This is a genomic window from Micromonospora sp. CPCC 205546, from assembly GCF_036902715.1.
In the GTDB taxonomy this organism is placed as follows: domain Bacteria; phylum Actinomycetota; class Actinomycetes; order Mycobacteriales; family Micromonosporaceae; genus Micromonospora.
Genome location: NZ_JBAKHL010000026.1, coordinates 1 through 14140, shown reverse-complemented (window position 1 = coordinate 14140; position 14140 = coordinate 1). Strand labels below are relative to the sequence as shown.

Sequence of the window (14140 nt, the reverse complement as noted above, 5' to 3'; positions counted from 1 at the left end):
GCCGGTGCCCGTTCGCGGCCAGCGTCTCGCGCCGGCCCGGAGGGCTACCGTCGAGACATGGACGACCATATTTCTGTCGCCGGTGCCGCCTGGGTGCCGGACGCGTGCACGCTGCCGACGGCCGCACGACCGCTGCGACTCGCCGAGTTCGACCGGTTCTTCCGCAACGCGGTACGCGACGTCACGCGGCTCTCGGCGCGGCACCTGCGGTTGCGGCTGGCCGGGTCCGGGCAGGCGGAGCAGACGGCACGGGACCTGACGGCGCGCGAGTCGGCGTGCTGCTCGTTCTTCACGTTCGACCTCTCCCGGACCGGCCCGGACGCGCTGACGCTGGACATCCGGGTACCGGCGGCACACGTCGACGTGCTCGACGGCCTCGCCGACAGCGCGGCGACAGCGGCGTGCGGACGGTGACCGGGGCGTGCGGACGGTGACCGAGGCGTGCGGACGGTGACCGAGGCGTGCGGCCTGCCGTCCTGGTGACGGCAGGGCCGCCGGCAGCACGTGAGGGCGCGCCTCCACCGGTGATCATCGCGGTGTGGAGGCGCGCCCTGCCGACGGTGTCGGCCTTGGAGGAATCCCGTGCGATCCGCTCCTGTTGCCAATATTCCGTAGTTGCCATCGATTTGCAATAAGGCATACTGACCGGAAGAGCCTCCACTCGCGAAAGGGTCACCATGGCCGTCTACAAGCTCCCCGACATGCCCTACGACTACGGGGCGCTCGAACCCGCCATGAGCGGCCAGATCCTGGAGCTGCACCACAGCAAGCACCACGCCGCGTACGTCAAGGGCAGCAACGACGCCCTCGACCAGCTCGCCGAGGCCCGCGACAAGGGCGACTACTCGGCGCTGGTCGGCCTGGAGAAGACCCTCGCCTTCAACCTCTCCGGGCACGTCCTGCACTCGATCTTCTGGAACAACCTCTCCCCGGAGGGCGGCGACCGCCCCGACGGCGAGTTGGCCGCCGCCATCGGCGAGCACTTCGGCTCGTTCGACGGCTTCGCCGGGCAGCTCTCCGCCGCCACGAAGAGCGTGCAGGGCTCCGGGTGGGGCGTTCTGGCCTGGGAGCCGCTGGCGCAGCGCCTCATCGTCGAACAGGTCTACGACCACCACGGCAACGTCGGCCACGGCTCGACGCCGATCCTGGTCTTCGACGCCTGGGAACACGCCTACTACCTTCAGTACAAGAACGTACGTCCCGACTACGTCGACCGCCTCTGGGACCTGGTCGACTGGGCCGACGTCGCCAGGCGCTTCGACGCCGCCCGCGCCGCCGGCAACCCGCTCACCGTGGCACCCTGATGGCGGCCGACCCGGGGTCGGCCCTCATCGCTGCACAACGCGCCGCCGGGGTCATCGCCGCCAGGCACCGCGGTGACCTCGACGGCGCGGAACGGCTGCTCGCCATGTTCCCCGACGAGGCCGCCCGCAGCCGCGGTTTCATGTTCCTGGCCGAACTGGCACTCAGCCTCGTAGGGACCCGGACAGGCCAGAGCATGGAGGACGTCGCGCAGGAACTGGCCCTGCACATCGCGGCCGTCAGCGGCGGGCCGCCCGCCCGCTGAGCAGGTGGGGCTCCGCTACCTTCGACCCCATGACGGTGGCCCGCTCCATCCTGCTGTTCCTGCTCGCCGCCCTCGCCGAGATCGGCGGGGCCTGGCTCGTGTGGCAGGGCTGGCGCGAGAACCGGGGGCTGCTGTGGATCGCGGCCGGGGTCGTCGCCCTCGGCCTCTACGGCTTCGTCGCCACCTTCCAGCCCGACCCGAACTTCGGCCGCATCCTGGCTGCCTACGGCGGCGTCTTCGTCGCCGGCTCCCTCGCGTGGGGCATGGTCGTCGACAAGTTCCGCCCCGACCGCTACGACCTCGTCGGCGCGGCCCTCTGCCTCGTCGGGGTCGCCGTCATCATGTACGCCCCCCGCGAAGGCTGAGCGGTGACGGTCGCTCCTGCGACCGGCGCGAGATGACGGTGCCTGCTACCTTCGGCGTCCATGGACGACTCGCCCCCGTGGTATCGGCCGGTACCCGACGCGCTGCTCCTGGTCGGCACCACCCTCGCCCTGTTCGGCTACCTGATTCCGTGGTTCCGGATCAGCGAGAGATACCTGTGGTCGTATTCGGGCGGGGCCTACCTGCGCGTCGGAGGCGGCTGGACCTGGTGGGTCGTGGTTCTCCTCGTGACCGCCATCGGTGCCAGCCTCTGGGCCCGCCGGGCGGTGGGCTTCGCTCTGCTCGCCACTGGCGCGGCGGTGGCCGGCATGTTCCTCGCCAGCGCCGTGGTCGCGGTGAGCCTGGGTGCCCTGCCGGAGCGCAACAGCATCAACTGGGTCGGTGAACTGCCCTTCGGGTGGGGCCTGCCGCTGATGGCCATCGGCTTCGGAACCGTCGCCGCCGGGGCGCTGGCCGCCGTCCGCCGCTGACCCTCCGACCAGGGCCGCCCGCCGCTCAGGCCGGGCAACCCGGTGGACGCCCGGCACAGCACCTGGCACGGTGCCTCCCGTGACCGCCGCAGACCCCACGCCCGTACGGCAGCTGTTCGCCTCCGCCGACATCGACGCCACCACGCTGCTGGCGTCGGAGACCGCCGAAGGGCTGCCGGTGTACGGCGTACGGATCGAGATCGCGCACGCGGCCGGGCTGTGGCGCCGCCTCCGTGCCCGGCACGACGACACGGGGCTGCGGCCGTTCCTCAGCCGCTACAGCCCCACCGAGTGGGCACAGTGGCGCGTCGACGCGCCGCACGATCCGGGCAGGCTGGCGACGGCGCTCGCCCGGTCACCGTCGGAGGTGATCGACGAGCTGAATGGGACTGACGGGGCGCCATGACAACCGGTGTTCCACTCGTGCGGTCCGGAGCCCCTGGCAGACTGCCGTCATGACGTCCGAGCCGGAATCGTGGACCATCAGGCACTTCTCACAAGCCAACCCGGTCGGTCCCGGCCAGGACAGCGTCCCGGCACTGCTGCGTCGCATCGCGGACAGCATCGAACAGCGGTCCGGCATCGAGGTCCAGGACGTCGTCCTGCACAACGACGTCACCGCCGACGGCGGCTGCTGGTCGGCCACCGTCTACTTCCACGACGGGTCGAGCTGACGAGATGCGACGTACGGGGTCGGCCCCTTCGACGCGGCACCATCCGGCCCGGCGGCACCAGGCCAGCCCGTTGCCCACGGGTCAGTACGGCTGGCCGCACACCTTCCAGGCCCCTTCCTCCTTCACCAGCAGGAACGTGTGCCGGTCGGTGAAGCCGCTGTCGAGTGTCAGGGCCATGTTCACCGTCGCCGACGTGCGGCCGTTGACGCTCGACACGTTGACGCCGTCGACCTTGTGACTCTGGATCTTCGGCTGCTGGGCGACGCCCTGTGCGAACGCCTCCCTCGTGTACCCGCCGCGCGTGTCGCCGCACAACAGCTCGTACGCCGCGTCCGGATCGCCGGCCTCCAGGTGGCTCACGAACGACTCGGCGGCCTGCCGCGCCGGATCCGTCGCGCCCTTGACCCCCTTGTACAGGAAGAAGCCGCCGATGCCGGCACCACCGCAGCACAGCACGGCGACCACGCCGACGACGATCAACACGGTCCGCAGCGTGCGCCGCTTCGGCGGCTGGGGCACGTGGTACGGGTGAGTCATGGGTAGAGACAGTAGAGGACGCGAAAGCCACTACACGTTGAAGCGGAACTCCACGACGTCGCCGTCCTGCATGACGTACTCCTTGCCCTCGATCCGGACCTTGCCGGCGGCCTTGGCCGCCGCCATCGATCCGGCCGCGACCAGGTCGCCGAAGGAGACCACCTCGGCCTTGATAAAGCCGCGCTGGAAGTCGGAGTGGATGACGCCCGCGGCCTCCGGCGCGGTCGCGCCGACCGGAATGGTCCAGGCGCGCGCCTCCTTGGGACCGGCGGTCAGGTACGTCTGGAGCCCGAGCGTGCGGAATCCGACGCGGACGAGCTGGTCCAGGCCCGGCTCGTTCTGCCCGATCGACTCCAGCAGCTCGCGGGCCTCCTCGTCGGGCAGGTCCACCAGCTCGGATTCGATCTTCGCGTCCATGAAGACGGCCTCGGCCGGGGCGACCAGGGCGCGCAGCTCGTCGAGGAACTCGGCGTTGGCCAGCTCGGCCTCGTCGACGTTGAAGACGTAGAGGAAGGGCTTGGTGGTGAGCAGGTGCAGCTCGCGCAGGTGCTCCAGCTCGATGCCCGCGTCCTTGGCGCCCGCGTAGAGGGTGACGCCGGTGTCGAGCAGCTCGACGGCCTGCTTGGCGGCGGCGACGGCGGCGCGGTCCTTGCGGAGCTTGGCCTCCTTCTCCAGCCGGGGCAGCGCCTTCTCCAGGGTCTGCAGGTCGGCGAGGATCAGCTCGGTGTTGATCGTCTCGATGTCGTCGGCCGGGGAGACCTTGCCGTCGACGTGCACCACGTTCGGGTCGGAGAAGGCCCGGACGACCTGGCAGATGGCCGAGGCGTCGCGGATGTTCGCCAGGAACGCGTTGCCCCGGCCCTGCCCCTTGGAGGCGCCGCGCACCAGCCCGGCGATGTCGACGAACGACACCGGGGCGGGCAGCACCTTCTGGGAGCTGAAGATCTCGGCGAGCGTGTGCAGCCGCTCGTCCGGCAGCCCGACGACGCCGACGTTGGGCTCGATGGTGGCGAACGGGTAGTTCGCCGCGAGCACGTCGTTCTTGGTCAGCGCGTTGAACAGGGTGCTCTTGCCGACGTTGGGCAGGCCGACGATGCCGATGGTGAGACTCACGACGAGCCAGCTTACGCCGGTCCCCCACACCCCCGGTCAGGCAGGCCGGCGCATCGGGGCGCGCCCGACCGATCTTGGTACGGGACGGCCCCTCCCCAGGGGCACTCCCGTACCAAGATCCACCCGCGTTCGGCTCGGCCCGGCCGGCTGGGCCGGCTCAGCCCAGCAGGCGCGGCGCGATCGGGGTCTCCCGGACGGTGCCGTCCTCGGCGCGGGCGACCTCGTACGCCGAAGGCCCCGCGCGGTCGGCGACCGCCTCGACGAGCCGGCTGCCGCGGTAGAGCAGACCGGTGCCGTCGTCGGTGCAGTGCGCGGTCGGCAGCGTGCCGTCGCCGACGAGCCGGTGCATCAGCGGGCGGCGCTGCTCCTCGCTGTCGTAGTGCACGCCGTTGCCGTAGGGCAGCCAGCCCAGCCCGTCGGTGAAGCCTCGCAGGGTGGCGCCGAAGCTGTCGGTGGCCCCGCCGTTGTGCCAGCAGATCGAGCCGGCGGAGACGCCGCCGAGCACCACGCCGGCCTCCCAGCACTCGCGCAGGATCTCGCCGAGGCCGTGCACCCGCCAGACCGCGCAGAGGTTGGCGACGCTGCCGCCGCCCACCCAGATCACGTCCTGGGCGAGCAGGTGGGCGCGGACGTCGTCGACGTTGGGCATCGGGAACAGCGCCAGGTGCGTCATCCGGAACCGGCTGCCGGCGAACGCCTCGTAGACCCGGGCGAGCGTGGTCGGCTGGTCACCCTCGGCCTGGTTGAGGAAGCAGATCCTCGGCTCCGCCCCGGCGTCGGCCAGCTCGGCGGCGAGATCGAAGACGGGGTTGACCCGCCGGGGCCCGCCCTCGGGGCGAGGGGCGTAGATGCCCATGCTGGTGGCGAGGATGGTCGGTTCGCTGGCGGGCACGGTCGTCCTTCCGTCGGGGGCGGCGCTGCCCATCCTGCCCGAGAACCGTCCCCTGCCGCCGGCCGCCCGGCACGCCGGCACCGCCGTGGGCCGGCCGCCCACCCGCGTCGGCCCGGGGCGTCAGCGCCGTCGTCGTCGAGGTCCGCGCCGCCGCTCACCCCTCGCCGTCGGTGACCGCGCCCAGCAGCGTACGCAGCAGGTCGGCGAGGCGCCGCTGGTCCTCGGGGGGCAGCGCGTCGAGCAGCCGGCGCTGGACGGCCAGCCCCGCCTCGACGGCCTCCTCCACGAGTTCGAGGCCGGCCGGGGTGAGCGTGACCTGGAGTCCTCGCCGGTCCGCCGGGTCGGGTGAGCGGCGAACGAGTCCGGCGCGCTCCAACCGGTCGAGGCGGCCGGTCATCCCCCCGGAGGTCAGCATCAGCGAGGCGGCGAGCGCCTTCGGCGCCAACGTGTGGGGGGCGCCGGCGCGGCGCAGGGCGGCGAGGACGTCGAACTCGCCCCGGCTGATCGACCAGCGGGCGTAGGTGCGCTCCTGCTCGTCGCCGACGAGCCGGGCCAGCCGGTAGATCCGGCCGAAGACCGCCATCGGCTCGGGGCGCATCCCGGGCCGTTCCCGCTGCCACTGCTCGACGATGCCGTCGACGTCGTCCCGCTCGGTCACCCGCCGATTGTGCCGCACCTCGCACTCCCGCTTTGCCTCGTCACAAAGTAACTTAGTGCTGAGATACTTAGCGACAAGCATACGGAGGAACCGTGGACCGACGCTGGGCCGACGTCCTGCTCACCGCCGCCGCGCCGACCGCGTGGGGCACGACCTACCTGGTCACCAGCGAACTGCTGCCGCCCGACCGGCCGCTCTGGTCGGGCGCGATCCGGGCCCTCCCCGCCGGCCTGCTGCTGCTCGCGCTGACCCGGCGCCGCCCGCAGGGTGCCTGGTGGTGGCGCGCGGCCGTGCTCGGCGCGCTGAACATCGGGGCGTTCTTCCCGCTGCTCTTCTTCGCCGCGTACCACCTGCCCGGCGGCACCGCCGCGGTGCTCGGCGCCACCCAGCCGCTGCTGGTAGCGGGGCTGACGGTGCTCGCGCTGCACGAGCGGCCCCGCCCCCGGGCGCTGACCGCCGCGCTCGCGGCGCTGGCCGGGGTCACCCTGGTCGTGCTGCGCCCTGACGCGGGACTCGACCCGGCCGGCGTCGCCGCCGGGCTGACCGCCACCGCCGCCATGGGCGCCGGCCTGGTGCTGACCCGCCGCTGGGGCCGGCCGCCGGGCGTCGGCACGCTCACCGCCACCGGCTGGCAGCTCACCGCAGGCGGGCTGATGGTGGTGCCGGCGGCCCTGCTGGTCGAGGGGGCGCCGCCCGTGCCGGACCCGCCCGCGCTGGCCGGCTACGCGTGGCTGACGCTGGCCGGGACGGCGTTGGCGTACGCGCTGTGGTTCCGGGGCGCGGCCCGGCTGCCGGTCACCCAGGTCTCGCTGCTCGGCGCGCTCAGCCCGCTGACGGCCGCCGCGCTCGGCTGGGCCGTGCTCGGGCAGGCGCTGACCGGGTGGCAGCTCGTCGGCTTCGCCGTGGCGGTCGGCGCCACCGTGGCCGGGCAGCTGCCGTCGCGCCGGGCCGGCGGATCGGTCGCGGCGGGCCGGGCCGGCGGATCGGTCGCGGCGGGCCGGGCCGGCGGATCGGTCGCGGGGCCCGGCCTGGCGGATCGGTCGGGCCGGCTTGGCCGGGTGGGTCAGTCGCGGGGGCCGGCCTGGCGCGGGACCACCGCCTCGATCCGCAGGGCGCCGGGGGCCAACTCCCCGGCGGCGGCCAGCGGCAGGGTGAAGCGGGCCTCGGCGGCGGGACCGGCGGCGTAGGACTCGCGGAGCATCCAGCGCACCTCGTCGGCCGTCCAGCCCAGCCCGGGTCGGGCCGCGATCTCGCGGACCAGGCGCAGCGCCACCCGGGTGTCGTCGTCGTAGAACCGCATGCACCAGTGGTGCACCCACATCCCCAGGGCGCGCACGCCGTCGGTGTCGAGCGAACGCACGAGCCGACCGCAGGCGGTGTCGCCGAAGGCCCGACCCGGATCGCCGGCCCGGTCCCGTTCGATCGCACCGACGGCGGCCGGGGCCACCGCGCGCATCCGGTCGTAGAAGCGCTGCACCACCGCGCCGTCCAGCGGAGGGTGCCCGTCCCGTGTCGACGCCGCCCGCCGACCCGCCACGCTCGCCATCGCCGCACCCCTTCTTGAGTTGGTGGCCGGACGGTACCGGCCACAACCGACACTTTCGGCTCCGGCGTCCCGTTCGGGCCCGCACGGCCACGTCCGATTCCCGCGAGCCCAGGGCGCCGGGCAGGGGCATCATCGGTGACGTGGAGTTGGACTTCGAGCGGTGCTACCGGGCGGTCGACAGCCGCGACCAGCGGTTCGACGGCTGGTTCTACACGGGCGTCACGTCGACCGGGATCTACTGCCGGCCGTCCTGTCCGGCGATGACGCCGAAGCGGCAGAACGTCCGGTTCTTCCCCTCGGCCGCCGCCGCCCAGACGGCGGGGCTGCGCGCCTGCCGGCGCTGCCGGCCCGACGCCGCCCCGGGCTCCCCCCAGTGGGACGTACGCGCCGACGTGGTCGGCCGGGCCATGCGGCTGATCGCCGACGGGGTGGTCGACCGCGACGGCATCCCCGGACTGGCCGCCCGGCTCGGCTACACGGAACGGCACCTGCACCGCATGCTGCGGGCCGAGATGGGCGCCGGTCCCCTGGCCCTGGCCCGGGCGCAGCGCGCGCAGACCGCCCGCACCCTGATCGAGACCACCGGGCTCGGCATGGCCGAGATCGCGTTCGCCGCCGGGTTCGGCAGCGTCCGGCAGTTCAACGACACGGTCCGTGAGGTGTTCGGGACGGCCCCGTCCGAGCTGCGCACCGCCCGCCGCCGGTGCCCCGCGCCCGGCGGGGCGGGCACGATCACGCTGCGGCTCGCGTACCGCCCGCCGTTGCACGCGGCGGCGCTGCTGGACTTCCTCACGCTGCGCGCGCTGCCCGGCGTCGAGGAGGTGCGCGACGGGACGTACCGGCGGGGCCTGCGGCTGCCGCACGGTGCCGGCGAGGTGGCCCTGACCCCGGCGGACGGACACGTGACGGCGACGCTGCGGCTGACCGACATGCGCGACCTCGCCCCCGCCGTGGCCCGCTGCCGCCGCCTGCTCGACCTCGACGCCGACCCGAGCGCCGTCGACGACACCCTCGCCGGCGACCCGGCGCTGGCCGGGGCGGTCGCCGCCGAGCCGGGCATCCGGCTCCCCCGCTCGGTCGACGGCTTCGAGATGGCCGTGCGCGCGATCGTCGGTCAGCAGGTCTCCGTCCGCTCGGCCCGCACCACCCTCACCCGCCTGCTGACCCACCTGCGCCCGCCCACCCCCGGCCCCGGCGGCGTCGATCAAGAGGTCCGGGCACCTGGGGAGCGCTCTCGGGAGCCCGAACCTCTTGATCGACCAACCGAGGGGGCGGGGAGCGCGGAGGGAGCCGAGCGGGCGGGCCGGTTGCGGGGGTTTCCGAGTGCCGAGGAGGTGCTCGGGGTGCCGGACGAGGTGTTCGGGATGCCGGCGGGGCGGCGGGAGACGATCCGGGCGCTGGCGAAGGCCGTGGCCGACGGGACGCTCGACCTGGCGCCGGGCGGGGACCGGGAGGAGAGCGTCCGCCGGCTGCTGGCACTGCCCGGTGTCGGGCCCTGGACCGCGGGCTACGTCGCCATGCGCGCCCTCGGCGACCCGGACGTCCTGCTCCCCACCGACCTCGCCGTACGCCGGGGCGCCGCCGCCCTCGGCCTCCCCGACGACCCCAGGACCCTCGACACGTACGCCGACCGCTGGCGCCCCTGGCGCTCGTACGCGGTGATCCGACTCTGGAGAGCAGCATGAGCATGAACGACAGCACCGTCATCGCCACCCCCGCCGGACCGCTCAGCATCGTGGCCGGCCCGGACGGCGCGGTCCGGGCGGCGGGCTTCACCGGCGACCCGGAGAGCCTGCTCCCCCTGGTGCACCCGAGCCTGCGGGCGCCGCTGCGGCACCGGGCCGACCTCGGCCCGGTCAGCGTCGCCGTGGCGTCCTACCTGGACGGCGAGCTGACCGCGATCGACGCCGTGCCGGTGCGGCAGCACTCGGGGGGCGCGTTCATGGCGCACGCCTGGCAGGTGCTGCGCGAGGTGAAGCCGGGAGACCCGGTGACCTACACCGGTTTCGCCGGGCTGGCCGGCCGCCCCGCCGCCGTACGCGCCGCCGCGGCGGCCTGCGCCCGCAACGCCGCCGCCCTCTTCGTGCCCTGCCACCGGGTGCTGCGCACCGACGGGACGCTCGGCGGCTACCGCTGGGGGCTGGACGTGAAGAAGTGGCTTCTCGGGCACGAGCGGCGATGACGGAAAACCGACACCTGCGCCGCTCCCAGATGAGGCTACCGTCGGGTAGTGCCTGCGGAAGGTGACGGCGATCCGGCTTCCCGGGGCGAGGCCGGCCGGCACCCGCTGCACGGCCTCTGGCGGCTTCGCCACTACCTGCGCCCCCACGCGGCCGAGTTCGGCTGGCTGCTGCTCGCCGGCCTCGTCGCCACCGGGGCGGGCATCGCCGTACCGCTCGTGGCCCAGCGGGTGGTGGACGGTCCGGTGGCCCGGCAGGATCCGGCCGGGTTGTTCCGGCTGGCCGGGCTGGCGCTGCTGCTCGGCCTGGTCGAGGCGCTGCTGATCTTCATCCGACGCTGGGTGCAGTCGTCGTCCTCGATGCGGATCGAGGCGGCCATCCGCGAGGACGTCTACGCCCACCTGCAACGGCTGCCCGCCAGCTTCCACGACCGCTGGCAGTCCGGCCAGCTGCTCTCCCGGGTCACCAGCGACCTGTCGGTGCTGCGCCGGTTCCTCTCCTTCGGCCTCTTCTTCCTGGTCCTCAACCTGGTGACCTACCTGGCCGTGGTGGCGCTGCTGATCCGGCTGCACCCCGCGCTGGGGCTGCTGGTGGCGGGCAGCGCGGTGCCGCTGTTCCTGATCAGCCGCCGCTTCGCGCGGCACTACCACGCGGCCTCCCGGCGGATGCAGGACCAGCAGGGCGACGTGGCCACGCTGGTCGAGGAGACCGCGCAGGGGCTGCGCACGATGAAGGCGTACGGGCGGGGGCCGGAACTCGCCGCCCGCTTCGCCGCCGGCGCGCGGGCGCTGCACGACACCGGAGTCGCCAAGGGTCGGCTGCTGGCCCGCACCTCCGCTCTGCTCGACCTGGTGCCCAACCTGACCCTCGGGGTGGTGCTGGTCGCCGGCGCGGCGGCCGCCGCCGGCGGGGTGCTGACCATCGGAGAGCTGGTCGCCTTCGTCAGCCTCCAGCTGATGCTGATCTGGCCGGTGCAGTCACTGGGCTGGATCATCGCCAACGGTCAGGAGGCCGCCACCGCCGCCGACCGGGTGCGGGAGGTGCTGGACACCCCGCCGGCCATCGTGGACGCCCCGCACGCGCTCGCCCCGCGCCGCGCCGACGTGCGGGGGCGGCTCCGCTTCGAACGGGTCTCGTTCCGCTACCCGGGCACCGCCGCGCCGGTGCTGCGGGAGATCGACCTGACCGTCGAGCCGGGCGAGACCCTGGCGCTGGTCGGGGCCACCGGCTGCGGCAAGAGCACCCTGCTCTCCCTGGTGCCCCGGCTGCACGAGGTGACCGGCGGGCGGATCACCCTGGACGGGCACGACCTGCGCGAGCTGCGGCTGCCCGCGCTGCGCCGGCTGGTCGGGGTGGCCTTCGAGGAGCCGACGCTGTTCTCCATGTCGGTGTGGGAGAACCTCACGCTCGGCCGGCCGGAGGCCGACGAGGACGAGGTGCGCGCCGCGCTCGCCCTGGCCCAGGCCGACTTCGCGTACGAGCTGCCGTGGGGGTTGGCCACCCGGGTGGGCGAGCAGGGACTGTCGCTCTCCGGCGGGCAGCGGCAGCGGCTGGCGCTGGCCCGGGCGGTGCTCGGTCGGCCCGCGCTGCTCGTGCTGGACGACCCCCTCTCCGCCCTCGACGTGCACACCGAGGCACTGGTCGAGGCCGCGCTGAAGCGGGTGCTGCGCACCACCACCGCGCTGCTGGTCGTGCACCGGCCCTCCACGGTCTCCCTCGCCGACCGGGTGGCGCTGCTGGAGGAGGGGCGGATCACCGCCGTCGGGCGGCACTCGGAGCTGCTCGCCGGCGTGCCGGCGTACCGCGCGGTGCTCTCCGCCGAGCCCACCCCCGCGCCGCCCGGCGAGCGCGGTCTGGTCCGTTCGTGACCGGCGACACCGCCCGGCCCGCGAGCGGCGCGGACCTCGCCCGGTGGCGGGGCGTCGCCACCGACCCGGAGGCGGACCGCAGCAGCGCCGAGGACAGCGCCCCCGAGGCGGTGGCCCGGCTCCGGGCCCGCAGCCGGGTGCTGCTGCGCGACCTGCTGCGCCCGCACCGGCGCCGCCTCGGGCTGGCCGTCGCGCTGCTGCTCGGCCAGAACGCCGCCGCGATGGCCGGGCCGTACCTGGTGATGCTCGGCATCGACCGGGCGATCGTCCCGCTGCGGGCCGGCGAGCCCGGCCCGCTGCTCGCCGTCGCCGTCGCGTTCGTCGCCGCCACCGCCGTCGAGTACACCGCCCGCCGGGGCTTCCTCATCCTCTCCGCGCGGATCGGGCAGGCCGTCCTGCTCGACCTGCGCCAGCGGGTGTACGCGCACTTCCTGCGCCTGTCGGTGGCGTTCCACGAGCGGTACACCTCCGGCCGGATGGTCTCCCGGCTCACCAGCGACCTGGACTCGATCGGCGAGCTGGTCGGCGGCGGCATCGACGGCGTGGTGCTGGCCGTGCTGTCGATCCTGTCGATCGCCGCCATCCTGCTCTGGCTGGACGTGCCGCTGGCCGCGGTGACGCTGCTCGCGTTCCCGTTCCTGATCTGGCTGAGCCGCTGGTTCGCGCGGGCCTCGACGGACGCGTGGCGGCGCACCCGGGAGACCGTCGCGCTGGTCATCGTCCACTTCGTCGAGTCGATGCGCGGCATCCGGGCGGTGCAGGCGTTCCGCCGGGAACCGCGCAACCAGGAGATCTTCGGGGCGGTCAGCGACGACTACCGGCGGGCCAGCCGCGACGCGTTCCGGCTGATCGCGACGTACTCGCCGGGGATCAAGGTGATCGGCAACGTCACCGTGGCCGTGGTGCTCTGCTACGGCGGCTGGCGGGTGCTCAGCGGGGCGACCGGGATCGGGGTGCTGGCGGCGTTCCTGCTCTACCTGCGACGGTTCTTCGAGCCGATGCAGGAGCTGAGCCAGTTCTACAACTCGCTCCAGTCGGCCACGGCGGCGCTGGAGAAGCTCGCCGGGGTGCTCGACGAACGGCCGGCGGTGGCCGAACCGGCCCGGCCCGTGCCGCTGCCCACCGGGCCGGGGCGCGGGGCGGTCACCTTCCGGGCGGTCACCTTCGGCTACCGGCCCGACGCGCCGATCCTCGCCGGGTTGGACCTCACCGTCCCGGCCGGCCAGACCGTGGCGCTGGTCGGGGCGACCGGCGCCGGCAAGTCGACCGTCGCCAAGCTGCTCGCCCGATTCCACGACCCGGGCTCGGGTGCGGTCGCCCTCGACGGGGTCGACCTGCGCGAGATCGCCGACGCGGAGCTGCGGCGCGCCGTGGTGCTGGTGACCCAGGAGACCCACCTGTTCGGCGGCACGGTCGCGGAGAACATCCGCTTCGGCCGTCCCGACGCGGACGACGCCGCCGTGGAGGCCGCCGCGCGGGCGATCGGCGCGCACGACTTCATCGCCGCCCTCCCCGACGGGTACGCCACCGAGGTGCAGCGGCGCGGCGGCCGGCTCTCCGCCGGGCAGCGGCAGCTGGTCGCGTTCGCCCGGGCGTTCCTGGCCGACCCGGCGGTGCTGATCCTGGACGAGGCCACCTCGTCGCTGGACGTGCCCACCGAGCGGCTGGTGCAGCACGCGCTCGGCACCATCCTGGCCGACCGCACCGCGCTGGTGATCGCGCACCGGCTCTCCACCGTGGAGACGGCCGACCGGGTGCTGGTGCTCGACGCCGGCCGGATCGTCGAGGACGGCCCGCCCGCCCGGCTCGCCGTCGCCGGTGGCCGGTACGCCGCCCTGCACCGCCAGTGGCGCGACTCCCTGGTGTGAGCCCCCGGTCGGTCGCGCCGGCCGGTCACCCACGATCGACGGCCCCCACGACGATCGTCGATGCCACTAGACTCACCGCGCCGAGCGGGGCGGTCCACCGGGTTCCCGTCCCGACGGCGGCGACGAGGGGGGTTGCGAAGTGCGGTTCGGACGACGGTTGATGGTGGTCGGGGTGGTCGCCGCCTGCGCGCTGGGTGCCGCGGCGGTCGCCGGGACGCCGTTCGGCGACGCCGGCCGGACACCGGTCACGCTCGCCGCCGGGGAGACCTTGGCGGCGCCGGACGACGCCGTCGTCCCGGCGGGCGCGCCGGTCCGCGCCCGCAGCGGGCCCGGCAGCCGCCCCGGGGGCGGCGCCACGCCGGGCGCGGCGGCGACCCTCCGGT

At 74.4% G+C, this 14140-nt stretch carries 17 protein-coding genes and 1 pseudogene; 13 read left to right on the top strand and 5 right to left on the bottom strand.

The window, feature by feature from the left end:
- Window positions 1-57: 57 nt before the first annotated feature.
- The 7 genes from V6U77_RS14730 (at window position 58) to V6U77_RS14700 (ending at window position 3095) form a co-directional block, all read left to right on the top strand.
- Window positions 58-414 carry a hypothetical protein gene (locus tag V6U77_RS14730; RefSeq protein ID WP_334606877.1) on the top strand — a complete coding sequence of 119 codons (357 nt, stop codon included), beginning with the start codon at window positions 58-60 and terminating at the stop codon, window positions 412-414.
- A 263-nt stretch (window positions 415-677) separates the two neighbouring features.
- Complete coding sequence (locus tag V6U77_RS14725; RefSeq protein WP_334606876.1) at window positions 678-1304, top strand: superoxide dismutase; 627 nt, start codon at window positions 678-680, stop codon at window positions 1302-1304.
- Entirely contained in the window at window positions 1304-1567 is a 264-nt protein-coding gene (locus V6U77_RS14720) for a superoxide dismutase (protein ID WP_334606875.1), read from the top strand. The genes V6U77_RS14725 and V6U77_RS14720 overlap by 1 nt, the downstream gene beginning before the upstream one ends.
- 29 nt (window positions 1568-1596) lie before the next feature.
- Window positions 1597-1932, top strand: coding sequence for a YnfA family protein (locus tag V6U77_RS14715; RefSeq protein WP_334606874.1), 336 nt, complete (start codon window positions 1597-1599; stop codon window positions 1930-1932).
- Window positions 1933-1992: 60 nt separating this feature from the next.
- Window positions 1993-2421: a hypothetical protein gene (locus tag V6U77_RS14710; protein WP_334606873.1), complete on the top strand. Its 429-nt coding sequence runs from the start codon at window positions 1993-1995 to the stop codon at window positions 2419-2421.
- Between the two features lie 79 nt (window positions 2422-2500).
- Window positions 2501-2827, top strand: a complete 327-nt coding sequence (locus V6U77_RS14705) for a hypothetical protein (protein WP_334606872.1) — start codon at window positions 2501-2503, stop codon at window positions 2825-2827.
- Window positions 2828-2876: 49 nt separating this feature from the next.
- Window positions 2877-3095 (top strand): hypothetical protein, encoded by a 219-nt coding sequence (locus V6U77_RS14700; protein ID WP_334606871.1) that lies wholly within the window; start codon window positions 2877-2879, stop codon window positions 3093-3095.
- An 81-nt stretch (window positions 3096-3176) separates the two neighbouring features.
- Here V6U77_RS14700 and V6U77_RS14695 read toward each other — a convergent pair whose 3' ends face one another.
- The 4 genes from V6U77_RS14695 to V6U77_RS14680 form a co-directional block, all read right to left on the bottom strand.
- Entirely contained in the window at window positions 3177-3632 is a 456-nt protein-coding gene (locus V6U77_RS14695; RefSeq protein ID WP_334606870.1) for an Rv0361 family membrane protein, read from the bottom strand.
- 30 nt (window positions 3633-3662) lie between these two features.
- Window positions 3663-4745 carry a redox-regulated ATPase YchF gene (gene ychF / locus V6U77_RS14690; RefSeq protein WP_334606869.1) on the bottom strand — a complete coding sequence of 361 codons (1083 nt, stop codon included), beginning with the start codon at window positions 4743-4745 and terminating at the stop codon, window positions 3663-3665.
- A 157-nt stretch (window positions 4746-4902) separates the two neighbouring features.
- On the bottom strand, window positions 4903-5670 hold the full coding sequence (locus tag V6U77_RS14685; RefSeq protein WP_334606868.1) for a peptidase E: 768 nt from the start codon (window positions 5668-5670) through the stop codon (window positions 4903-4905).
- A gap of 121 nt (window positions 5671-5791) precedes the next feature.
- Window positions 5792-6295 (bottom strand): MarR family winged helix-turn-helix transcriptional regulator, encoded by a 504-nt coding sequence (locus V6U77_RS14680; RefSeq protein WP_334606867.1) that lies wholly within the window; start codon window positions 6293-6295, stop codon window positions 5792-5794.
- Window positions 6296-6387: 92 nt separating this feature from the next.
- Between V6U77_RS14680 and V6U77_RS14675 the strand changes: the two are divergent.
- Window positions 6388-7203: pseudogene (locus V6U77_RS14675) on the top strand (EamA family transporter); the annotation flags it as partial.
- A 155-nt stretch (window positions 7204-7358) separates the two neighbouring features.
- On the opposite strand, the gene V6U77_RS14670 reads toward V6U77_RS14675, so the two are convergent.
- A complete protein-coding gene (locus V6U77_RS14670) occupies window positions 7359-7841 on the bottom strand; it encodes a hypothetical protein (protein ID WP_334606866.1) in 483 nt (160 codons plus the stop codon).
- A 140-nt stretch (window positions 7842-7981) separates the two neighbouring features.
- Here V6U77_RS14670 and V6U77_RS14665 point away from each other — a divergent pair, with 140 nt between their 5' ends.
- The 5 genes from V6U77_RS14665 to V6U77_RS14645 all read left to right on the top strand — a co-directional run.
- Window positions 7982-9526, top strand: a complete 1545-nt coding sequence (locus V6U77_RS14665) for a DNA-3-methyladenine glycosylase 2 family protein (RefSeq protein WP_334606865.1) — start codon at window positions 7982-7984, stop codon at window positions 9524-9526.
- Window positions 9523-10023 (top strand): methylated-DNA--[protein]-cysteine S-methyltransferase, encoded by a 501-nt coding sequence (locus V6U77_RS14660; RefSeq protein WP_334606864.1) that lies wholly within the window; start codon window positions 9523-9525, stop codon window positions 10021-10023. The genes V6U77_RS14665 and V6U77_RS14660 overlap by 4 nt, the downstream gene beginning before the upstream one ends.
- A 48-nt stretch (window positions 10024-10071) precedes the next feature.
- Complete coding sequence (locus V6U77_RS14655; protein ID WP_334606863.1) at window positions 10072-11889, top strand: ABC transporter ATP-binding protein; 1818 nt, start codon at window positions 10072-10074, stop codon at window positions 11887-11889.
- Window positions 11886-13757: an ABC transporter ATP-binding protein gene (locus V6U77_RS14650; RefSeq protein ID WP_334606862.1), complete on the top strand. Its 1872-nt coding sequence runs from the start codon at window positions 11886-11888 to the stop codon at window positions 13755-13757. The genes V6U77_RS14655 and V6U77_RS14650 overlap by 4 nt, the downstream gene beginning before the upstream one ends.
- Window positions 13758-13896: 139 nt before the next feature.
- The coding region (locus V6U77_RS14645) for a hypothetical protein (RefSeq protein ID WP_334606861.1) at window positions 13897-14140 on the top strand (244 nt) is incomplete at its 3' end.